General features: G+C 60.2%; 22 protein-coding genes and 2 pseudogenes. 15 read left to right on the top strand and 9 right to left on the bottom strand.

Annotation, left to right across the window (positions count from 1 at the left end; translation table 11 throughout):
* Positions 1-37 precede the first annotated feature (37 nt).
* Positions 38-2,251: a catalase/peroxidase HPI gene (gene katG, locus AC3WTM_RS12500; protein ID WP_102671930.1), complete on the top strand. Its 2,214-nt coding sequence runs from the start codon at positions 38-40 to the stop codon at positions 2,249-2,251.
* Here the strand turns inward: katG and AC3WTM_RS12495 are convergent.
* Both AC3WTM_RS12495 and AC3WTM_RS12490 read right to left on the bottom strand, forming a co-directional pair.
* On the bottom strand, positions 2,234-2,701 hold the full coding sequence (locus tag AC3WTM_RS12495; protein WP_305887824.1) for a site-specific integrase: 468 nt from the start codon (positions 2,699-2,701) through the stop codon (positions 2,234-2,236). The two genes, katG and AC3WTM_RS12495, sit on opposite strands and share 18 nt — an antisense overlap.
* 573 nt (positions 2,702-3,274) lie before the next feature.
* Complete coding sequence (locus AC3WTM_RS12490; RefSeq protein WP_102671929.1) at positions 3,275-4,048, bottom strand: hypothetical protein; 774 nt, start codon at positions 4,046-4,048, stop codon at positions 3,275-3,277.
* A 424-nt stretch (positions 4,049-4,472) separates the two neighbouring features.
* Between AC3WTM_RS12490 and AC3WTM_RS12485 the strand changes: the two genes are divergently transcribed.
* Positions 4,473-4,655: a hypothetical protein gene (locus AC3WTM_RS12485; RefSeq protein WP_102671927.1), complete on the top strand. Its 183-nt coding sequence runs from the start codon at positions 4,473-4,475 to the stop codon at positions 4,653-4,655.
* A gap of 7 nt (positions 4,656-4,662) precedes the next feature.
* On the opposite strand, the gene AC3WTM_RS12480 is transcribed toward AC3WTM_RS12485, so the two are convergent.
* Positions 4,663-4,977 carry a hypothetical protein gene (locus tag AC3WTM_RS12480; RefSeq protein ID WP_256588279.1) on the bottom strand — a complete coding sequence of 105 codons (315 nt, stop codon included), beginning with the start codon at positions 4,975-4,977 and terminating at the stop codon, positions 4,663-4,665.
* Between the two features lie 370 nt (positions 4,978-5,347).
* Between AC3WTM_RS12480 and AC3WTM_RS12475 the strand changes: the two genes are divergently transcribed.
* From AC3WTM_RS12475 to AC3WTM_RS12465, 3 genes are all read left to right on the top strand, one after another.
* Positions 5,348-5,566, top strand: coding sequence for a hypothetical protein (locus AC3WTM_RS12475; protein WP_256586104.1), 219 nt, complete (start codon positions 5,348-5,350; stop codon positions 5,564-5,566).
* A gap of 17 nt (positions 5,567-5,583) precedes the next feature.
* Positions 5,584-6,015: a hypothetical protein gene (locus tag AC3WTM_RS12470; protein ID WP_102671926.1), complete on the top strand. Its 432-nt coding sequence runs from the start codon at positions 5,584-5,586 to the stop codon at positions 6,013-6,015.
* 131 nt (positions 6,016-6,146) lie between these two features.
* Complete coding sequence (locus AC3WTM_RS12465) at positions 6,147-6,350, top strand: hypothetical protein (protein ID WP_080925379.1); 204 nt, start codon at positions 6,147-6,149, stop codon at positions 6,348-6,350.
* A 9-nt stretch (positions 6,351-6,359) separates the two neighbouring features.
* Here the strand turns inward: AC3WTM_RS12465 and AC3WTM_RS12460 are convergent, their stop codons facing one another.
* The 3 genes from AC3WTM_RS12460 to AC3WTM_RS12450 all read right to left on the bottom strand — a co-directional run bounded on the left by AC3WTM_RS12460 (position 6,360) and on the right by AC3WTM_RS12450 (position 7,457).
* Positions 6,360-6,683 carry a hypothetical protein gene (locus tag AC3WTM_RS12460; protein WP_102671925.1) on the bottom strand — a complete coding sequence of 108 codons (324 nt, stop codon included), beginning with the start codon at positions 6,681-6,683 and terminating at the stop codon, positions 6,360-6,362.
* 108 nt (positions 6,684-6,791) lie between these two features.
* A complete protein-coding gene (locus tag AC3WTM_RS12455; RefSeq protein ID WP_102671924.1) occupies positions 6,792-7,031 on the bottom strand; it encodes a hypothetical protein in 240 nt (79 codons plus the stop codon).
* A gap of 90 nt (positions 7,032-7,121) precedes the next feature.
* Positions 7,122-7,457 carry a hypothetical protein gene (locus tag AC3WTM_RS12450; protein ID WP_146023723.1) on the bottom strand — a complete coding sequence of 112 codons (336 nt, stop codon included), beginning with the start codon at positions 7,455-7,457 and terminating at the stop codon, positions 7,122-7,124.
* Between AC3WTM_RS12450 and AC3WTM_RS12445 the strand changes: the two are divergent.
* A pseudogene (locus tag AC3WTM_RS12445) lies at positions 7,457-7,657 on the top strand (winged helix-turn-helix transcriptional regulator); the annotation flags it as partial. The gene AC3WTM_RS12450 and the pseudogene AC3WTM_RS12445 overlap by 1 nt on opposite strands.
* A 183-nt stretch (positions 7,658-7,840) precedes the next feature.
* On the top strand, positions 7,841-8,293 hold the full coding sequence (locus tag AC3WTM_RS12440; protein ID WP_102671923.1) for a cupin domain-containing protein: 453 nt from the start codon (positions 7,841-7,843) through the stop codon (positions 8,291-8,293).
* Between the two features lie 15 nt (positions 8,294-8,308).
* On the opposite strand, the gene AC3WTM_RS12435 is transcribed toward AC3WTM_RS12440, so the two are convergent.
* Complete coding sequence (locus tag AC3WTM_RS12435) at positions 8,309-9,196, bottom strand: LysR family transcriptional regulator (protein ID WP_102671922.1); 888 nt, start codon at positions 9,194-9,196, stop codon at positions 8,309-8,311.
* A gap of 210 nt (positions 9,197-9,406) precedes the next feature.
* Between AC3WTM_RS12435 and AC3WTM_RS12430 the strand changes: the two genes are divergently transcribed.
* The 6 genes from AC3WTM_RS12430 (at position 9,407) to AC3WTM_RS12405 (ending at position 16,370) form a co-directional block, all read left to right on the top strand.
* Positions 9,407-10,807 carry an MFS transporter gene (locus AC3WTM_RS12430; RefSeq protein ID WP_102671921.1) on the top strand — a complete coding sequence of 467 codons (1,401 nt, stop codon included), beginning with the start codon at positions 9,407-9,409 and terminating at the stop codon, positions 10,805-10,807.
* A 157-nt stretch (positions 10,808-10,964) separates the two neighbouring features.
* On the top strand, positions 10,965-12,968 hold the full coding sequence (locus tag AC3WTM_RS12425; protein WP_102671920.1) for an aminotransferase class I/II-fold pyridoxal phosphate-dependent enzyme: 2,004 nt from the start codon (positions 10,965-10,967) through the stop codon (positions 12,966-12,968).
* Between the two features lie 27 nt (positions 12,969-12,995).
* Entirely contained in the window at positions 12,996-13,778 is a 783-nt protein-coding gene (locus AC3WTM_RS12420; RefSeq protein ID WP_090456270.1) for a transporter substrate-binding domain-containing protein, read from the top strand.
* 170 nt (positions 13,779-13,948) lie between these two features.
* Positions 13,949-14,662 (top strand): ABC transporter permease, encoded by a 714-nt coding sequence (locus AC3WTM_RS12415; protein ID WP_057396652.1) that lies wholly within the window; start codon positions 13,949-13,951, stop codon positions 14,660-14,662.
* 5 nt (positions 14,663-14,667) lie between these two features.
* Positions 14,668-15,366: an ABC transporter permease subunit gene (locus AC3WTM_RS12410; protein ID WP_007999837.1), complete on the top strand. Its 699-nt coding sequence runs from the start codon at positions 14,668-14,670 to the stop codon at positions 15,364-15,366.
* On the top strand, positions 15,366-16,370 hold the full coding sequence (locus tag AC3WTM_RS12405) for a DMT family transporter (protein WP_102671919.1): 1,005 nt from the start codon (positions 15,366-15,368) through the stop codon (positions 16,368-16,370). Before AC3WTM_RS12410 ends, AC3WTM_RS12405 begins: the two co-directional genes overlap by 1 nt.
* On the opposite strand, the pseudogene AC3WTM_RS12400 reads toward AC3WTM_RS12405, so the two are convergent.
* A pseudogene (locus AC3WTM_RS12400) lies at positions 16,326-16,811 on the bottom strand (TetR family transcriptional regulator C-terminal domain-containing protein); the annotation flags it as partial. The gene AC3WTM_RS12405 and the pseudogene AC3WTM_RS12400 sit on opposite strands and share 45 nt — an antisense overlap.
* A 167-nt stretch (positions 16,812-16,978) precedes the next feature.
* Between AC3WTM_RS12400 and AC3WTM_RS12395 the strand changes: the two are divergent.
* Positions 16,979-17,995, top strand: a complete 1,017-nt coding sequence (locus AC3WTM_RS12395) for a M14 family zinc carboxypeptidase (protein ID WP_102671917.1) — start codon at positions 16,979-16,981, stop codon at positions 17,993-17,995.
* Positions 17,996-18,054: 59 nt separating this feature from the next.
* On the opposite strand, the gene AC3WTM_RS12390 is transcribed toward AC3WTM_RS12395, so the two are convergent.
* The gene (locus tag AC3WTM_RS12390; RefSeq protein ID WP_102671916.1) at positions 18,055-18,423 is read right to left on the bottom strand and encodes a type 1 fimbrial protein; all 369 of its coding nucleotides are present in this window, start codon (positions 18,421-18,423) and stop codon (positions 18,055-18,057) included.
* A 263-nt stretch (positions 18,424-18,686) separates the two neighbouring features.
* Between AC3WTM_RS12390 and AC3WTM_RS12385 the strand changes: the two genes are divergently transcribed.
* Positions 18,687-19,160 (top strand): HvfA family oxazolone/thioamide-modified RiPP metallophore, encoded by a 474-nt coding sequence (locus AC3WTM_RS12385; protein WP_102671915.1) that lies wholly within the window; start codon positions 18,687-18,689, stop codon positions 19,158-19,160.
* Positions 19,161-19,187: the final 27 nt, after the last annotated feature.

The raw sequence follows: 19,187 nt of genomic DNA, 5'->3' as shown, positions 1-19,187 counted from the left end.
AGGTGGTTAGCTGAAAACAAAATCAAGAGGAGATGCCATGTCAACTGAATCGAAATGCCCGTTCAATCACGCCGCTGGCGGTGGCACGACGAACCGCGACTGGTGGCCGAACCAACTGAACCTGAAGATATTGAGTCAACACTCGCCCAAGTCTGACCCGCTGGGAGGCGACTTCAACTACGCCGAAGCCTTCAAGAGCCTGGACTTCCAGGCGCTGAAAAACGACCTGACTGCGCTGATGACCGATTCCCAGGACTGGTGGCCAGCGGACTTCGGTCACTATGGGCCTTTCTTTATCCGCATGTCCTGGCACGCCGCAGGTACCTATCGCACCGGTGACGGCCGGGGTGGCGCCGGCTCCGGCCAGCAACGTTTTGCACCGCTCAACAGTTGGCCGGACAACGTCAGCCTCGACAAGGCCCGCCGGCTGCTCTGGCCGATCAAGCAAAAGTACGGCAACAAAATCTCCTGGGCCGACCTGATCGTCCTCACCGGCAACGTTGCACTGGAGTCCATGGGCTTCAAGACCTTTGGTTTTTCCGGTGGCCGCCCGGATGTCTGGGAACCGGACGAAGATGTCTACTGGGGCTCGGAAAGCAAGTGGCTGGGTGGCGACGTGCGTTATGGCAAAGATGCCGGGCAAGCTCCCGCAGAGCGCAATCTGGAAACCCCCCTCGCAGCCGTGCAGATGGGCCTGATCTACGTAAACCCCGAAGGCCCTGAAGGCAACTCTGATCCGGTCGCCGCCGGGAAGGACATCCGTGAAACCTTTGCGCGCATGGCAATGAACGACGAGGAAACCGTTGCGCTGATCGCGGGCGGTCACGCCTTCGGCAAAACCCACGGTGCCGGTCCTGTTGACCATGTCGGACCCGAGCCTGAAGCCGCCGGGCTCGAACTGCAGGGCCTTGGCTGGAAGAGCACGTTCGGTACCGGTAGCGGTGCCGATGCCATCTCCAGTGGTCTGGAAGTGACCTGGACGACCACGCCAACCCGGTGGAGCAACAACTACCTGGAAAACCTGTTCGGTTACGAATGGGAACTGAGCAAGAGCCCGGCGGGGGCAAACCAGTGGAAGCCAAAAAACGGCGCTGGCGCTGGTACCATTCCAGATGCCTTTGACCCGTCCAAACGGCGTGATCCGACCATGCTGACCACGGACCTGTCGCTACGCTTCGACCCGATCTATGAACCGATTTCCCGACGCTTTCTGGCCAATCCGGACCAGTTGGCCGACGCCTTTGCCCGTGCCTGGTACAAGCTGATTCACCGTGACATGGGCCCGCTCTCACGCTACCTCGGCCCGGAAATGCCGAACGAAGAACTGCTGTGGCAAGACCCGATCCCTGCCGTCGATCATCCGCTGGTCAATGACAGCGACGTGGCGGGCCTGAAAAGCAAGGTGCTGGCGTCTGGCTTGTCGGTCTCGCAGCTGGTATCGACGGCGTGGGCGGCGGCTTCCAGCTTCCGTGGCTCCGACAAACGCGGTGGTGCCAACGGCGGGCGTCTGCGCCTGGCACCGCAAAAGTCCTGGGAGGCCAACCAGCCGCAGCAACTGGCCAATGTGCTGGCCATACTCGAAGGCATCCAGAAGGAGTTCAATAGCGCGCAAACCGATGGCAAGAAAATCTCCCTGGCCGACCTGATCGTGCTCGCCGGTGGCGCGGGTGTCGAACAGGCTGCGAAAAACGCTGGCCACAGTGTGACGGTGCCGTTCAGCCCGGGACGCATGGATGCCAGTCAGGAACAAACCGATGTCGAGTCCTTCGGATTCCTTGAACCGATTGCCGACGGTTTCCGTAATTACCTGAAGCAACAGTACCGTGTGCCGGCCGAAAAACTGCTGATCGACAAGGCACAACTACTGACGCTCAGCGCGCCGGAAATGACGGTATTACTGGGTGGGCTGCGGGTGTTGAACACCAACGTCGGCCAGAGCAAACACGGTGTCTTCACCTCACGGCCGGAAGCGTTGACCAATGACTTCTTCACCAACCTGCTCGATATGGGGGTGGAGTGGAAGCCCGTGTCGGATGCCCAGCAGGAGTTTGAAGGGCGTGATCGCAAAACCGGTGCCGTGAAGTGGCTGGGGACGCGGGTTGACCTGGTCTTTGGTTCCAATGCGCAGTTGCGTGCGTTGGGCGAATTCTATGCCAGCGCCGATTCGCAACAGAAGTTCGTCAAGGACTTCGTCGCTGCGTGGACCAAAGTGATGAATCTGGATCGCTTCGACTTAAACCGCGTCGTCTAGAGGAAATGTTGTCATAACGCTGGCATTACTGGCAAAAAGTGCCTCGGCTCGCCCTCCGGCTCCCACATCAGCGGAGGGCATCCAGCGACCATAAACTTTGGCGATCATGGTCCAGTCTTTGTGGCCGAGCTGCTTGGCTACCCACATTGGATTTTCGCCAGCGGATAGCATCATCGAGGCATAGGTGTGGCGACTCTGGTAGGGTCGCCGCCACCTGACGCCAGACTTCTTCTTCGCCGGCATCCAGATAACCCGGTAAATGTATCCGGCATGCTTCCACGGCTCGCCAGTGCTTGTATTGAGAAACACCCTGCCGCCAGCGAGGAATGTCAATTCCTTCTGCTTGAGCAGCGCTTCTCGCGCCGGAGCCAGCAACTTCACGGTGCGCCTTCCTGCTAACGTCTTGGTCGACTCTGGCTCTTTTGCAGCCCTTGTTTTGGCCCTGACGATCCTTATCTCCCCCGCGATCCAGTCGATATCCCCTCATTCCAAGGCGATCAATTCGCTAGGTCGAAGACCTGTCCACAAAGAGAACTGCAGTTGTGGCCACGTGTCGCCCCTGGCTGCTGCCAATATTGCTGGTTGCTCTTCGCGAGTGAAGGGGGTCAACGTCATCTTCCTCCTTGAGCTGTTCACGATTCTTGTAGGCCCACCCAGAGAGCGGATTGCTCTCCAAGATTTCATCCTCAACTGCGTCGTTAAGCGCAGAGCGAAAGCAGCTTTGAACATTCATCAGGGTCTTGTTGGCTACCTGCTAGGTCGACATCTTTTCTCTGATGATCTTTTTCGACAGCTCATAAAATTCTGCCGTCTGGCGCTTTCCTCCAAACAAGATGCTTCGGCCATTTGCCGTCGCGGATTTTGGTTCTGATGGCATCGGGTGTATAGCCCGACTCCCGAGAGAACTGCTCTACGGTCTTGTATCTGACCATGTGTGTGCTCCATGTCGCCCGCGGCGGCAGAGGGTGGGTATTTGGAATTCTGATGAAGGGCGTGTGGCACGCTTTGAAGATGAGCTACGGTTTATTGGTTCATCTCGCCAGTTGTGTACACGCTTTCTCCCCTTAGGTGACTGGCGGGGTGAACCCTCAGCGCCATGGCCCCTTGTAGCAGTACGTCGTCCAGTGCTTTGTTGTAGCCCTTGTTCTTGCACTCAAGACGGACGCGCATGTCGTTGTCGGGGGCGGTGGCATATGGTGGCTTCCGATCAGGCAGCAGCACCGACGCTGTTATGCGCTGCTTGGCTTTCGCTTCGTGAATCTCGATGCCGTATCGTTCAAGGCTTTCGGCATAGCCTTTCTCGTTACCGCCGATGCCGAACTGGAAGCCAGCCATAAGGCCATTGCGATAGGCGCGGTCGTGCGCGATGTCGGCCGCTACCGGCGCGGTGTAGAGAGGTTCCTCAATCCATCCTTTGGTTACGACATTCACGCGGAGCTTAGCCCGGCGCACTTCAGGCTCTTGGTATTCGTCGAACGTGCAGGTGTAGAGGTACGCGACTGGCTCGCCCTGATTCTGCGCGGTCAGTTCATCAATCCGCTGATCCGCTGCGTTCAGACGAAGCAGCAGGGCGTCACGCTCAGCTCGGAGCTGGTTGATCTCCTCCTGGGCCTGGTCAACAACCTGCTGAGCTTCATGCACGTCGATCCAATTGCCGGTGGAGTCTTCCAGTTTCTGAATGCCCACGTCTGAAGGTTTCAGCAGGAACATGTAGCGCGGGAGGGCATTCAGCTTGTCCCGGAATTCCCGGCACGGGCGCGGGGCGAGGGCTGTGTTGGATTGGTTTTCTGTGGGCATGGGGCGTCCTATGCCGGGTAATGCCCGGGCGGTGGAGGGGTGGGGATCGTCTATATTTAAGGGTTCAACCAATGGAGGTAGATATGGAATGCCTAATTTGCTTTGAGCCTGCTTCGGAGGTCGATGTTGGTGATGATTACCAGGAAAGAGCATGTCCAGAATGCGGACACTATCGAATTACCCATACAGCGGTTGTATGGATGGAAACCCACGGCTGGCGCTTCGACGTGAAGCTGACTCGGGCTTGGCTTTTACATTCACAGGGCTCGGGGCAGATCCCAACTATTGATTCGCAGCAGGCTAGCGTTCTGATCCAGGTTTAAGCATGCCGCCATGCCTCTATCATCTTCCTTTCTCGCCGGTTGGCATGATTCGTAAATTGGGATGATGATTTGCACTTGGTGCATACCTGACGGTGACTGCGATGAGTGCGAAAACCGATGTGGAAGCGATAAGGCTGATCGGTAAAGAGGTTGTGCGGTTGCTCAGTCTTCCCGAGTACAGGCTTGAAGCCGAGGCCCGACAAGGGCTTCGACTGATTGCCGATCTCGCGCAGTGGCGAGTAATTGCCTATGGCTCCGAGCCAGCGCTTCAGCGCAATAGGTGAGGGTGAGTCACGCCGCGAGGCGCTGGTAAAGTTCGATGATATCGGCGGCGTTGGCGCTGACCAATGCCTCGGCCTCATCCGGACATACACTGTTGCCGATCAGCCGCACCTGGTCCGTTTTATTGATGTCGCGCCACTCCTCGGCACCGGTTACCGGATCGACAAACAGCCCGCGATCGATGATGTAGTCCCTGTCGAAGCCTTGCGCGGCCTTCTGCTCGGGCGGCTGCAGCATGCGCAGGGTGATGTCCACCAGCACATAGCCGCCGACCATCACCATTTCGGCTGGGTCTTGGAAGTGCTCCGGCAGTTGTTCGTGCATGAAGGCTGCACAGCGGCGAGCGCCTTCCATCTGCTCCGACGTAAGAGTGTCCGGCACCTGCACGACCTCGACCAGTGCGGCCGCGCTCGGCCTTGATCGGTTGGCCGTCTTCGTCGATCGGTCCCCAGTCGCAGAACTCTTCGACGTTCTCCAGGAACATCAGGCGCGGCCGGGTGGCGTGTGCCCAGCGCACCACGACCCAGGCCTGCCCACGCACGCCGCGATCGCGCGGGGCGCAGCCCTTGGCCTTGCGGTGGTGGCAGTCGGGCGAAGCCCAGAGCATACCGACAGGCTGGCCGCCCGTGGCGTGGATAGGGTCAACCTCGAACACATAGGCAACATAGTGCGCTGTCTCCGGGTGGTTGGCGCGGTGCACCGCCAACGCGATCGGGTTGTGGTTTACCGCGACATCTGGTTCCCGGTATGCCCGGGCAATCCCGGTGCTGGCGCCACCGCCGCCGGCGAACAGGTCCACCACCAGCTCTTTCTGAAATGGCAGGCCCATGCTTGGCTGGCCGTGGATGAACTGGGGTTTCTTCTGTTGTGCGGACATAGGGAATCCTCGCCGGGTATATTGCGAATTCATTGATTTGGGGGTGATCAGGGATGTGGCAGTGGCCGAATTACATTCAGTACCGAATTGAGCTTCGCAAACAGAGCAACGCTCAGCGAGCGCTCGATAATAAGCGCCCCGCAGAAACTCAAGAAAACTACGAAAATGGGGCTCTGGATTTCTTTTCTCGTGAGGATGATGATCTTTTTGAGTGGAAGCGCTTAATCCAGACCAGGTACTACAGGGGAAAAGCTGACAGCCTTCTAATTCAAATGCCAAACACTGACGACAAGGCAATGTATGAGAAGGTTGAGTGGGATAAGGACCCGAAACAACCTCGATATTTGACAGACGAAGGTCTGAGGGTTGTTCGTGCAGCCATTCGAGAGGAGCAGAAGCACAAACGTGAGGCTGTCGGTTACTGGTTCGGTATTGCGGTAGGCGTAATCGGTGCCATTACAGGCTTGATTTCAGCTTTTAGGTAGTGGGGCGCCACCCTCCGTGACCGGATGCGACAGGGTGGGGTGATTTTTTCGGGTTGGTCTACGCTTTGACTAAGTTTCAATGCCGGTTTCGGAGAACCATTTGGCTCAGGCCACCGCTCGAAAGGTCTCATATGAAATTTAATATCGTTGCTTTGGGTTTGCTCGCTGTTTTGGCTGGCTGCACAACCGCTGGCCCCTATGTCACCAACATTTCAAGCGATGGACGTAACGGCTTGAATATCGAGAAGTGCTCCGTGAAGATGAATGCTTTCATGGGGACTGTTAGCACCACCGAATGTACATCCCAGAATGTTCAGCTCAGTCGCAGCAACTGATTTCAGTCTTCAGTTTGGCGCGATGATCTCGTCTCCGGGATCTCGCTTTAGCTCCGCCAAAGTTTGATTGCGGAACTCCTGCGCCACGTTTTCGCTAATCACGATTTCGTGGCGCTCCCTCAATGCCTCCCTCGCACCTTCGGGATCGAGCGAGTGGACATAACGCAGGCAGCCTTCAATCACTGATGCCTGCTCAGTGTCTTCGTTCCAGAGCATCAACTCTTCAAGAATGTTGCGCGTGCCGAGCCGGCAGCGGTGCCGCAATTCCTTCTCGTCGAATTCGATCCGCTTCTTGGCAGCCTTGGCCGACCGTTCCTTTCCACTTTTGGCCATGACTAACCTCATCTATTCCGCTGGCCGGCAATGCCATCCAGCTTTGTCGTTTGCGTTGTTGCACGCGTGCCATCCTGCGCATCAGGCTGATGCCGGGAAGTCGAGCGATTAATCGGCGATCAGCCGACGGCATAGCGTTTCGCTAATGCCGAGGTGCTTGCTGGCCTTATACCGCGTCATGCCGGCCGCTTTGCACTCCATTAATTGAGTGGCCAGAGCGGCTTTTTCTTCGTCGCTGATGAGCCGCCTGCGCTTGCTCTTTGGCGCCTCGATATTGCGATAACCGTACACAGGCTTCAGGATTTGATCGACGCCAGGGCTGTCCTTGCCAATGCCAGTCGGGATCAACTGCGCCCGCCCCCAGATGCAAAGAAGGCAGCCTTCGCCGCCTCCAGTCCACTTTACCGCTTTGCGGCTTCTTCGAATGCTTGGTCCATTTCAGGATGCTCGGGAGTTGAGGGTGATGCCGTGGAAGTGGGCGATGCGGCGCAGGACGATTCGCCCGATGCCGAGTTGTTCAGCGATTGCCATCTGGCTCATATTCGCCCGGGCCAGCGGGCGGATGCGCGGCACCAGCTTCGCTTCAGCCTTGCGCCGATCTTCCAGAGTGGCGGCGGTGGTCGTGGCGAACTTGATGCCGTACAGGCCTGCGATGTAGTTGATGGTCCGGGTCGACTTACCCAGGGCCTTTGCGGCGGCGCAGACCCCGAGTTTCGTGAAGCCGCGAATCGCCTCGACCAGCTCGGCGTCGATTGGCGGTACCGCGATGCACAAAGTCGCCCGAGGAAGGCCTGGCGGTGGTCCATACCCACCGCAGTTGCGGCGAGCCGGCCGGGCTCGGACCGATGTGCGCCCATTGCGGGCAGCCCTTGCGCCGCGCGGACCTGATCAGTGAGCCGAGTGCCGCCTACATCGCCGAACGCAGCGCCCGGCGCGACGCTTTCAAGGGCAGTCGTGGGGCGGCGGGGGAATAAGACCTGCGACGTGCCCGCAGTTGCGGGTTTGTATCCGTAGGTATCCGCAACGCCCACCGTTACCGGGGCATACAAAACCGCCGTTTCCCGACACCCGGGCGATACACGGCGGCCTTCAAATGGAACCACCGGCACCGCGTCACTTTCGGCGCGGCTTGGCGTGGTTCAACTGGAGGAAAGACAATGTTGCGTACCCACACCCGTCACACCCTCGGCAAGCTTGGTCTGGTCCTGGCCGCCGCTGGGCTCGCCACCGTAGCGAGTCTCTCTCAAGCCCAGGAAGCACAGCCGGCTCCAGCGATGAAAAGCTGGCAGCAGGGCCTGCATCGCACCGACCTGGTACGCGAAGACCTGGGTGCCGCCGATCGCGAAGTCCTTCAGGTACTCGTGGACTTCGATCACGGCGTGACTTCACCCAAGCATGCTCACCCGGGCGTAGAGGTGGCGCACGTGATCAGCGGCACCTTTGAGTATCAACTGGAAGGTCGGGCACCGGTGATACTCAAGGCCGGCGATTCGTTGTACATCCCTGAAGGCGTCGCCCATGTGGCGAAGAACGTGGGTGGAGGCAAGGCCTCGGAACTGGCGACCTACATCGTGAAGAAAGGCGAACCGCTGCTGATCCTGAAGGAGTAGGCGAGCGCGGCCGGCTCATTGCACACTGCAAACCTCCCACACGCACCCGCGTAGCCAGCGATGCGCCGGGTCGGCGTCCATGCGCGGGTGCCACAACATCGAAACCGTGATCGCCGGCGTGGGGAACGGCAGGGCAAAGCAATGCATTCCCTGGCACAGGTTGCCGACGTGCCGCTGCGGTACGCTGGTGACCAGGTCCGAAGCCCGCGCCAAAGCAATCGCGGAAGAGAAGCCAGCGACAATGGTGGCGATGTCGCGCGTCAGTCCCAGCTCATTCAAGGCGTCGTCCATGACGCCTTTTTCGTGGCCCCGGCGCGAGACCAGGATGTGCCGGGCGGCAGCATAACGAACCGCTGTCATCTCGCCTCGAGCCAGTGGATGACCCTTGCGCACGACGCCAATGAACCGGTCGCGAAACAGCAGCCGGGTCCGCACTTCCGGGCTGGTCGATTCGCCGATCACACCGGTTTCCAGGTCCACCGAGCCTTCGCGCAGCAAGGTGCTGTCCTTGTTGAGCTTCTGCACGAAATTCAGGCGGACACCGGGTGCTTCCTGGTGGAGGCGGGCGATCAGTGGTGGTCCGAAATTTTCCACGAAGCCATCACTGGTGCGCAGGGTGAAGGTGCGCGCCAGTTGATTGAGATCCAGTGCCTCGGCGGGGCGCAGGACGGCTTCGGCGTCCTGCACGAGCGCGCCGACGCGTTCACGCAGCTCCAGCGCCCGGGGCGTGGGAACCAGTCCGCGACCGGCCCGCACCAGCAGCGGATCACCCGTGGTTTCGCGCAACCGCGCCAGCGCCCGGCTCATGGCTGAGGGGCTCAGGCGCAAACGCTGCGCAGCGCGGGCCACGCTGCCTTCTTCGAGCAACACGTTCAGGGTGATCAGCAGATTCAGGTCTGGCATGGAGTGAATCCTTGTGGGAGCGAGCTTGCTCGCGATTGCAGAGTTTCAGTCGACATCAATGGTGGCTGTCAGGGCCCCATCGCGAGCAAGCTCGCTCCCACATTTTCGAGTGTGGCGTTGTATGCACGTATAAAGTGCAAATGCTGCGTCTTCCGCCATGTTAGGTGCGGGCTTAGGCTCGAGACAACCTATTTGCGGAGTCGCGAGAAAATGAAGTCCATATCGATTCGGGGCGCCTTGGCCAGCCTGTCGTTATCCATGTTGCTGTCGTCCCTGGGCACCAGCATTGCCAACGTGGGTTTACCGACACTGGTCGCAGCGTTCTCGGCCTCCTTCCAGCAAGTGCAATGGGTGGTGCTCGCTTACCTGCTGGCGATCACGGCGTTGATCGTCAGTGTCGGGCAGCTCGGCGACATCATTGGCCGTCGGCGATTGCTGCTGACCGGCAATGCGGTGTTCACCGTCGCCTCGTTCCTGTGCGCCCTGGCGTCCAGTCTGTGGTTGCTGATTGCCGCAAGGGCCTTACAGGGTATCGGCGCGGCCATCATGATGGCGTTGACCATGGCGCTGGTGAGCGAGGCGGTGCCCAAGGCAAAACTGGGCAGTGCGATGGGCCTGCTCGGCACCATGTCGGCGATTGGCACGTCGCTCGGCCCGACCCTCGGCGGTTTCTTGATTGCCAATCTGGGGTGGCAGGCGATTTTTCTGGTCAATGTGCCGTTGGGTGTTTTGGCGATTGGGCTCGCGCATCGTTTTTTACCGAAAGATTGCCGTGAGAAAAGGGCGGATGGAGCGGGTTTCGATGTCCTCGGCACCTTGGTACTGGTCTTGACACTGCTGGCCTATGCGCTGGCGATGACCCTCGGGCGTGGCGGTTTTGGTCCGCTGAACACGGCACTGTTGCTGGTGGCGATGGTCGGGGCGGGCGTGTTTGTGTTCGTCGAGCGCACAGCCGAGTCACCGCTGGTTCGACTGACGATATTCCGCAACCTGCAACTGAGCGCAGGTTTCGCCATGAGCATGCTGGTGACGACCGTGGTCATGGCCACCCTGGTGGTGGGGCCGTTTTATCTCACCGGCGCACTGGCGCTGAATGCAGCGAGCGTTGGCCTGGTGATGTCGACGGGGCCGCTGGTCGCCGCACTGGCCGGGGTTCCGGCGGGTCGATGGGTCGACGGATTGGGCGCACATCGAGCCACCACACTCGGATTGATTGCCATGTTGACCGGCGCCTGCATCCTGCCCGTCGTGCCAACGGGCTTCGGTGCGTTCGGCTACATCGTGCCACTGGTGGTCATTACCGCCGGTTACGCGCTGTTCCAGGCGGCCAACAATACCGCCGTCATGTCGAATATTGCGACGCCGCAGCGTGGCGTGGTGTCCGGTTTGCTTGGGTTGTCGCGCAATCTTGGCTTGATCACCGGCGCCAGCGTGATGGGCGCAGTGTTCGCCTTCGGTTCGGCCAGCAACGATGTTTTGCAAGCGCAACCCGAAGCCATCGCACAGGGAATGCGGCTGACGTTCGTGGTCGCCGCCGGGCTGATCCTCGTCGCCCTGGCGATTGGCGCAGTCAGCAAAATCGTTTCACGTCGCCTGATCGCGCCGTGCTGAAAAACGGCGCGACTGTCGTGAAAACGACCTGTTTGCGCTGAACGCGAAGCCTCGCGAGTTTTCTGTTGAACGAGTGTTCAGTCTGGACTATGTTGAGGGCCACCTTCCCCCGGCTGGTTGCGGGCTTGCGTTTCTTCAATTCGAACGAGGCACTGGCATGCGGTTTTCACCCTTTGTTGAACGGATCAGTGGCCAAGGCGTTGCCGCCTGGGATATCCACTACGCGGCCAGCGCTGCGCAGCGCAATGGCGAGGACGTGATCATCCTCAGCGTCGGCGACCCGGATTTCCCCACTCCCGATTTCATTACCGATGCCGCCATCCACGCCCTGCGCGAAGGGGATACCCACTACACCGAAATCGCCGGTCGCCAGGCCCTGCGCGAGGCCATTGCCGGCCGCTACAGCCAATTGATCGACCGCGAACTGCAGGCGACCAACGTCATTCTCACGGCAGGTGCGCAGAACGCCTTGTTCGCCACCTCGATGTGCCTGCTCGGTGCCGGCGACGAAGTGATTGCCTTCGATCCGATGTACGTCACCTACGAAGCGACCCTCAAGGCGTCCGGCGCCACGCTGGTGCGGGTGCCTTGTGCGGCGGACTCGGGTTTCCGCCTCGATGCCGCCGTGTTGGCCAAGGCCATTACCCCGCGCACCCGGGCGATTTTCTTCTCCAACCCGAACAACCCCACCGGCGTGGTGCTGGGTCGTGAAGAGCTGCAAGCCATCGCCGACCTCGCCATTGCCCATGACCTGTGGGTGGTGGTGGACGAGGTCTACGAGAGCCAGGCCTATGAGCGTGAACACCAAAGCCTGGCGGCGTTGCCGGGCATGGCCGAGCGCTGCGTGGTGATCGGCAGCCTGTCCAAATCCCATGCCATGACCGGTTGGCGCATCGGCTGGGTCGTGGCCAATCAAGCCTTGGTCAACCATGTCGAAACCCTGGTGTTGAGCATGCTGTACGGCTTGCCCGGGTTTGTCATGGAAGCGGCGCTCAAGGCCGTGCAGTCCCATGACGAAGTCACCCACGGCATGCGCGAGATCTATCGTCGGCGCCGCGATCTGGTGGTGTCCGGCCTGGCCGATTGCCCGGGCATCAGCGTGCTCAATCCCGATGCGGGCATGTTCGTGCTGGTGGATGTGCGCGGCACCGGCCTGACCTCGCTGGAATTCGCCTGGCGCCTGCTGCGCGAAGCCGGTGTCTCGGTGCTCGATGCCGCGGCATTCGGTGAGCCGGCCCAAGGGTTTGTACGGCTGTCGTTCACCCTGAGTGACGAGCGACTGGCCCAGGCCTGCCAGCGCATTCGCGGCTTTGTCCAGGTACTCAATGGTGAAGCGCCCAGGCCGGTGATCGGCACGGTGACCAGCACCGCGACCGTCGAACCGGCCGCCGCCAGGACCATGATCGAAGTCGATGGCCTGCACAAACGCTTCGGCAATATCGAAGTGCTCAAGGGTGTTTCCCTGACCGCCCGCGAGGGCGAAGTGATCTCCCTGATCGGTGCCAGCGGCTCGGGCAAAAGTACCTTGCTGCGCTGCATCAACATGCTCGAAGTGCCGGACCAGGGACGCATCCTGGTCGACGGCGAAAGCATTCACCTTAACCAGAATCGCCCCGGCGCACCGCTGGTGTCGGATGCCAAACAGCTTGTGCGCATCCGTTCCAGCCTGGGCATGGTGTTCCAGAACTTCAACCTCTGGCCCCATCGCACGGTGCTGGAAAACCTCATCGAAGCGCCGACCCAGGTCCTGCGTGAAAGCCGTGCGGAGGCCACTGAACGGGCCGAAGCACTACTCGAACGCGTCGGGCTGGCGGCCAAGCGCAACGAGTACCCGGCGTTTCTCTCCGGGGGACAGCAACAACGGGTGGCCATCGCCCGGGCCTTGGCCATGCGGCCCAAGGTCATGCTGTTCGATGAACCCACCTCGGCACTCGACCCGGAACTGGTCGGGGAAGTGCTGCGGGTGATCCGCTCCCTCGCCGAAGAAGGCCGGACCATGATCCTCGTGACTCATGAAATGGCGTTCGCACGCGATGTCTCTTCCAAAGTTGCCTTTTTGCACCAAGGGCTGATCGAGGAAACCGGTTCGCCGGACGAAGTGTTCGTACACCCACACAGCGAGCGTTGCCGACAATTCGTCAACGCTCATCAGACTCGCTAACTCATCATAAAAAGACGGGAAAACAACATGGGAAATCGACGTTTTGCAAACTGGTTGACCGGTGCGGCCTGCGTATTGCTGGCCGGCATGAGTGCGGCACAGGCGCAGCCGATCAGGTTCGCGGTGGCCGCCGAACCCTATCCGCCGTACACAGAGAAACAGGCCAACGGTGAATGGAAGGGTTTTGAAGTCGACCTGATCCACAAACTGTGCAGCGAAATGAAAGCCGATTGCGAGATCAAGGAAGTGGCGTGGGACGGCATCATTCCATCGTTGCTGGCAAAGAAGATCGACGTGATTTTTTCCTCGATGTCGGTGACCGAAGAACGGGAAAAACAGATCGCCTTCAGCAAGGCCTACTACGATTCGGCGATTGCCGTCGTCGGCCCGAAAGAGGCGTCGGTGAAGAAGTACCCGGATGACCTCAAGGGCAAGATCATCGGCGTGCAGAACTCGACCGTGAGCGCCAGTTACCTGAAGACCTACTACGAAAAAATTGCCGACGTTAAGTACTACGACACCCAGGATTCGGCCAACGCCGACCTGATTGCCGGGCGCATCGACCTGATGATGGCCGACGGCACCGCCATGGCCGCATTCATCAAGACCCCGGATGCCAAGGACCTGGCCTACCTCGGCACCGTGCCTTATGACCCGATCTTCGGCAAAGGCGTGGGTGCCGGCCTGCGCAAGGACGACACCGAACTTAAGGCCAAGCTCGACAAGGCCATCCAGGAGCTGCTGGCGAGCAAGGACTACGACGACCTGTCCCAGAGCTACTTCGGCACTAGCGTGAAGCCTGCGTTCTGACAGCTAGGTCGAACGCGAACCCTTGGAAAACGCAAATCCTTGTGGGAGCGAGCTTGCTCGCGATGAGGGCATGACAGTCAACATCCAAGTTGACTGAACCACCGCGATCGCGAGCAAGCTCGCTCCCACAGGGTCTGGCGGTGCTTTCTAACCGCCAACTGGAGATTGAAATGCCGGCAATGTTCGATCTGATCAATTTCACTGAGCAGGGATGGGGCAGTGCGCTGTTGAAGGGGCTCTGGATGACCCTGCAGATTTCCGCCGGGGCCTTTGTCCTCGGGCTGGCTATCGGACTGGTGGTGGCGTGTCTCAAGCTCGGCGCGCCGAAGCCGATTGCAGCGCTGATGCGCGGCTATACCACGTTGTTCCGGGCAGTTCCGGAATTGCTGCTGATTCTGTTGCTGTACTACGTCGGCTCCATGCTCCTCAATTCGCTGATGACCCGGCTCGGCTACGGCGTGGTCAATGTCAGCGGCCCGCTGGCGGCCATCGTGGTGCTTGGGCTGGTGCAGGGCGCCTACGCCTCGGAGATTTTTCGCGCGGCGATCCAGGCGATTCCCTTCGGCCAGATCGAAGCGGCCAAGGCGTTCGGCCTCAACGGTTTTGGGCTGTTTCGCCGGGTTACTCTGCCGATCATGGCGCCTTATGCGATGGCCGGGATGGCCAACCTGTGGATCAACCTGATCAAGGACAGTGCGCTGATCAGCGTGGTCGGCACCAACGAGTTGCTGTACACCGCCAAGCAAGGCGCGGGGTCGACGCGTCACTATCTGTTGTTCTACCTCACGGCTGCCGCGTTGTATTACGCGGTGACGCTGGCGTCGAACTATCTGTCGGGTCGGCTTGAGCGGCGTATTCGTCGCTGGATGCCTTTGGCTGAGTGAATGAAATGATTCCAGCGTGGATAGTCGAATACGCGGCACTGTTGGGCCGGGGGTTGCAAACCACTCTCGTCATTCTGTTGGTATCGAGTGTGTTCGGTTACTTGCTGGCGGTGCTGGTGGCGCTGGCACGTATCTCGAAAAACAAGGTGATCGCCAAGGTCAGCCTGTTCTATACCAGCGTGACGCGCGGCACGCCGTTGTTGATCCAGATCTACATCTACTACTACGGGCTGGGCAGCCTTTTTGCCCAGTTCCCGCTGATTCGTGGCAGCTTTCTCTGGCCGTACCTGCGTGATGGTTACTGGTACATCGTGTTCGCCCTGGTGGTGTCGATGGGGGCCTATGTCGGCGAAGTGATTCGCGGTGGCCTGCTGGCAGTGCCCAAGGGTGAGATGGAAGCCGCGTCGGCCTTTGGCATGACCGCGCGCCAGTCGTTGTTGCGAGTGCGCTTGCCCCGAGCCCTGCGCTTGTTGTTGCCGACCCTGGCCGGGGAAACCGTGATGCTGCTCAAGTCCACGGCGCTGGCCTCGACCATCGCCGTGATCGACCTGCTCGGCGCCGCCAACGTGGTTCGCGCGCAGACCCTGCAGGTGTACGAACCCTTGTTGCTGGTGGCCGGCGTCTACGTCTGCCTGACGTTCCTGATCGAAGCGCTGTTTGCTTTTGCCGAACGGCGCGGGACGCCTGTGCGCAGGTCAGCCTGATGAGTTCGCCAAAGGTTGACCGCTCGCTGCAGGGTATTGGCCTGTGCACCCTTGGCTACGCGTTCCTGGCCTTGCAGGATGCGGTCATCAAATGGTTGGTGGCCGACTATTCGGTGGTGACCATCCTGTTCTGGCGCAGCCTGGTGGTGGTGGCCGCGGTGTTGCTGGCCGGGCGCCTGCGCCTGGTCCAGCGGGCCTGGCGCTCGCCGAGCCGGCGCTTGCTGGTGGTGCGCGGTTTGCTCTCGATTGTCGCCTGGGTGCTGTACTACACGGCGGCCAGGGACCTGACCCTGGCCGAGATGACCACCCTGTATTTTTCCGCGCCGATCATGGTCACGGTGCTGGCGGCGGTGATTCTCAAGGAGCGCGCCAGCGGTTGGCAGTGGTTCAGCCTGATCATCGGTTTTGTCGGGGTGGTCATTGCCTGTCGCCCTGACAACATGACCGATCCGTTGCCGATCGTCCTGACCCTGCTGGCGGCGATGTGCTGGGCGTTTACCTATATCCAGTTGCGTCAGGTGGATGAGCAGACCTCAGTGCTGGAGCAGATGCTGATCACCAACGTGGTGTTCGTGATTTGCATGGCGGTTGCCCTGCCGTGGACCCACACGCCATCACCGACGCCCGACTGGCTGGGCATGCTCGGCGCCGGCCTGGTGGGCGGCATCGGCCAGTTCCTGTTGTTCGCCAGTTTCCGCCGCGCCACCGCGACCCTGCTCGCGCCGTTCGAATACACCGGGCTGATCTGGGCGTTTGCGCTGTCGAGCCTGGTCTGGGGCACACTGATGGACATGTCGCTGATGATCGGTGCCGGGCTGATCGCCGTCAGTGGCACCCTGGCGATGATCTTCGGCCGGCATTCTTCACAGGATGTCGTCGGTGCTGAATGCTCCGTGACGCAGCCCCTTTATCCAGCAACGGCAGATGTGGAGTCCGTTGGCGGCGCTGAAGGTCTCGGGGTTCAGGCACCACTCGAGCCAGAGACCGTCGAGCATCGCCGATAAGCCGATGGCGGCCAGGCGCGTGTCGTGAATCACGAAGCCTTCGCTGGCGGCCAGCCCGTCGAGCAACTGGCGGATCAGGTCGAGGTAGGCGCGGTAACTTTTTTCGTGGGACTGGCTGACGTGTTCGGAGTGACGGATCAGACTCCAGAACACCACCCACACGCCGAGCAGTTGCGGGTCCATGACCCGGGGCGAGAATGAGCCTTCCAGGAAGGCATCGATCTTTTGCGCGGGTGTCTGGGCCTGCTCGATTTCCTGGAGCAGGGCGGTGGTCAGTTCGCTAGCGAGCCGCTGATAGGTGTCGGCGATCAGCGCCTCGATGCTGCCGAAATGATGGTTGAGCAACCCCACGGACACGCCGGCTTCGGTGGCAATGCGCCGTACGGAAATCCCGGCGTGACCGTCGCGACCCAGGCAACGCAGAGTGGCGGCCACCAGCATTTCGCGACGGTCATCGGGTTCGGCGCGACGGTTTTTCGGGGCATCGGTTGTCACAGGGTTGTCCTTGGGTGAGGTTCCACGATTCCGAGTTTAGTTGAACGTCTGTTCAATCACCAGCTACAGCAGCGATACCACGTTTTTCAGCATTCATGACGGGAGGAAAGCCAATGCCGCAGGATATTTCGTTCAGTGTTCGCAACAACAATGGCGATGCCGTGCGGGTCGGTGCCTGGCGTTATGCAGGCGACGGCAGCGGGCCAAACGTGCATCTGCAAGCCGGCGTACACGCCGATGAAATCGCCGGGATGCTGGTCCTGCACCTGCTGATGCAACGACTGCACACCGCCGAAACCCAGGGCCGGCTCAAAGGCAACATCACCGTGGTGCCGCAGGCCAATCCGCTGGGCATCGGGCAGTTTCGCCAGGGGCGGATCCTTGGCCGTTATCACGACGCCACCGGGCATAACTTCAATCGCGCGTTCGACCAGTCGGTGGCCATGGAGCGACCTTCGACCTGCGTTCAGCAATGGCAAAAGAAACTGGTGCAACTGGCCGCCCCGGCCGATGTGATGCTTGACCTGCACACCGATGACGAGGCGCTACCGTACCTGTACGTGCACCGCAGTTTCTGGCCCCGTGGCCGCGAACTGGCGGCGGCGATGAAAATGGACGTGGCGATCATCTGGGATGACGGCGGCGATGGCTCCTTCGAGGAAACCATCATTGCCCCGTGGATACGCGACGGAGTCACTGCTGGGCGCATGGCTGCGACCCTGGAGCTGCGCGGGCAGGGCGATGTCAGCGACCGTTTTGCCGGACAGGATGCCGCAGGGCTGTACAACTGGCTGTGCGGTTGCGGTGTCATCGATGAGTCAGTGGCGCCTGCAGAATGGCCCGTCGAAGCCGTGGAAATGGGCCATATGGAAACCATCCTCGCCCCGCAACCCGGCGTGCTGATCTTCGAAAAAGAGCTGGGGGATTTCGTCGAGGAAGGCCAGCGCTTTGCACGGATTCTCGGGCGCCCGGGCGACCCGTCTTCCGAAGTGGTGTTGCACGCCGAACAAGCGGGGCGCCTGGTGACACGCTTTCGTGACCGCCTGATATCCCAGGGCATGGGTGTGGCGAAATTCACCGGCAGCCGGGTGTCGCGTAACTGGAGTGGCGGGTTGCTGGACCCGAACTAAGCCTCACCCTCGCCACAGGTTCAGTGTAAGCCTCAGCCAACATCAGCCCGGCTCAGTTATCAGGGAATGCTGAGGGTAATCAGGTAGCTCCCCGAGCGGACAGGGGAGCCAGCATCATCCACCAACACATACTGCTGATCGAAATAGCGACCTTCCCGGCCACTGTCAGCGAGCAGTTTGACGTTGACGCTGGATTGACCAACAGCGCTCACACTGGCGGTTGGCGCGATGGTGTTTGCCTCAATCCCCATCGCGCGACTCTGGGCCGGGCATTGGTAAAGTTCGAATTTGCCATGCGTACCCACGCGTGACTGACAGCCCGGCTCCACAATGCTGCCTTGAAACCTGATGGTGCCCGGCGCCGCCAGGCACGCACCACTGAGTGCGAACAAAAGACTCAATCCCGCTGCTATACGTTTACCGTTCATGCTTAACGCTCCTTGAGTTGTAAGGTCTAGGTCGTCAATGAACTCTAGAAGCTTGAGGCTTTTGTTGTATCGCCGTGTATCAGGGCGCTACATCTTCGTACAGCCATACAAAACCAGCTCCCCACGGATACAGCCCGGATACACCACTGGGGCCAAATAGACCTGGCAAAGCGAGATGCACAATGCAGCTCGCAACCAGGTTTATCAACCCTTGTGGCACGACCAATGGTGGTCCAGCCGCGCAAATGATCCGGAGTATCAACATGTCTCGTATCCAGTCGAACAAAACCCGTATTGGCCTGCTCGCTGTTGCACTGGTCGGCGGTATCAACTTCGCTTCCACCGCGTTTTCGGCCGAAGCCTTGCCTCAGGGCTATCAGCTGGCTTCCGCGGAAAAGACCAGCGAAGGTAAATGTGGTGAAGGCAAGTGTGGTGAAGGCAAGTGTGGTGCCGAAGCCAACGCGCAAAAGACCCAGGCCGAGGGCAAGTGCGGTGAAGGCAAGTGCGGCGATGCTTCGTTCGCGCGCACCGACACCGATGATGATGGCCGCGTGTCGCTCAAGGAACTGCTGACCGTGGCGCCCAAGGGCACTGAGGAATTCAAGGCGATGGACACCAACAGCGATGGTTTCCTGTCCGAGGGTGAGGTGTACAAGTTCCGCACCAACCAGTACATCTCCAATGGCAAGAAAGTACCGACCGAGTTGTTCACCAAGTTGAGCCAGGCTAAAGACTGATCGGCCGCAATGAAAAAACCCTTCCTG

It is taken from the genome of Pseudomonas sp. EU05-FHT14B02, assembly GCF_058791055.1.
This window is presented reverse-complemented; position numbering and strand designations above follow the sequence as displayed.

Bases quoted from the DNA above. Each gene is read 5' to 3' on its own strand.
- AC3WTM_RS12395 (WP_102671917.1), top strand. From the start codon at position 16,979: ATGCCGCAGGATATTTCGTTCAGTGTTCGCAACAACAATGGCGATGCC.
- AC3WTM_RS12435 (WP_102671922.1), bottom strand. From the start codon at position 9,196: ATGCCAGACCTGAATCTGCTGATCACCCTGAACGTGTTGCTCGAAGAA.
- AC3WTM_RS12440 (WP_102671923.1), top strand. From the start codon at position 7,841: ATGTTGCGTACCCACACCCGTCACACCCTCGGCAAGCTTGGTCTGGTC.
- AC3WTM_RS12470 (WP_102671926.1), top strand. From the start codon at position 5,584: ATGTGGCAGTGGCCGAATTACATTCAGTACCGAATTGAGCTTCGCAAA.
- AC3WTM_RS12410 (WP_007999837.1), top strand. From the start codon at position 14,668: ATGATTCCAGCGTGGATAGTCGAATACGCGGCACTGTTGGGCCGGGGG.
- AC3WTM_RS12480 (WP_256588279.1), bottom strand. From the start codon at position 4,977: ATGCACGAACAACTGCCGGAGCACTTCCAAGACCCAGCCGAAATGGTG.
- AC3WTM_RS12430 (WP_102671921.1), top strand. From the start codon at position 9,407: ATGAAGTCCATATCGATTCGGGGCGCCTTGGCCAGCCTGTCGTTATCC.
- katG (WP_102671930.1), top strand. From the start codon at position 38: ATGTCAACTGAATCGAAATGCCCGTTCAATCACGCCGCTGGCGGTGGC.
- AC3WTM_RS12390 (WP_102671916.1), bottom strand. From the start codon at position 18,423: ATGAACGGTAAACGTATAGCAGCGGGATTGAGTCTTTTGTTCGCACTC.
- AC3WTM_RS12485 (WP_102671927.1), top strand. From the start codon at position 4,473: ATGAGTGCGAAAACCGATGTGGAAGCGATAAGGCTGATCGGTAAAGAG.
- AC3WTM_RS12465 (WP_080925379.1), top strand. From the start codon at position 6,147: ATGAAATTTAATATCGTTGCTTTGGGTTTGCTCGCTGTTTTGGCTGGC.
- AC3WTM_RS12460 (WP_102671925.1), bottom strand. From the start codon at position 6,683: ATGGCCAAAAGTGGAAAGGAACGGTCGGCCAAGGCTGCCAAGAAGCGG.
- AC3WTM_RS12405 (WP_102671919.1), top strand. From the start codon at position 15,366: ATGAGTTCGCCAAAGGTTGACCGCTCGCTGCAGGGTATTGGCCTGTGC.
- AC3WTM_RS12490 (WP_102671929.1), bottom strand. From the start codon at position 4,048: ATGCCCACAGAAAACCAATCCAACACAGCCCTCGCCCCGCGCCCGTGC.
- AC3WTM_RS12425 (WP_102671920.1), top strand. From the start codon at position 10,965: ATGCGGTTTTCACCCTTTGTTGAACGGATCAGTGGCCAAGGCGTTGCC.
- AC3WTM_RS12415 (WP_057396652.1), top strand. From the start codon at position 13,949: ATGCCGGCAATGTTCGATCTGATCAATTTCACTGAGCAGGGATGGGGC.
- AC3WTM_RS12385 (WP_102671915.1), top strand. From the start codon at position 18,687: ATGTCTCGTATCCAGTCGAACAAAACCCGTATTGGCCTGCTCGCTGTT.
- AC3WTM_RS12420 (WP_090456270.1), top strand. From the start codon at position 12,996: ATGGGAAATCGACGTTTTGCAAACTGGTTGACCGGTGCGGCCTGCGTA.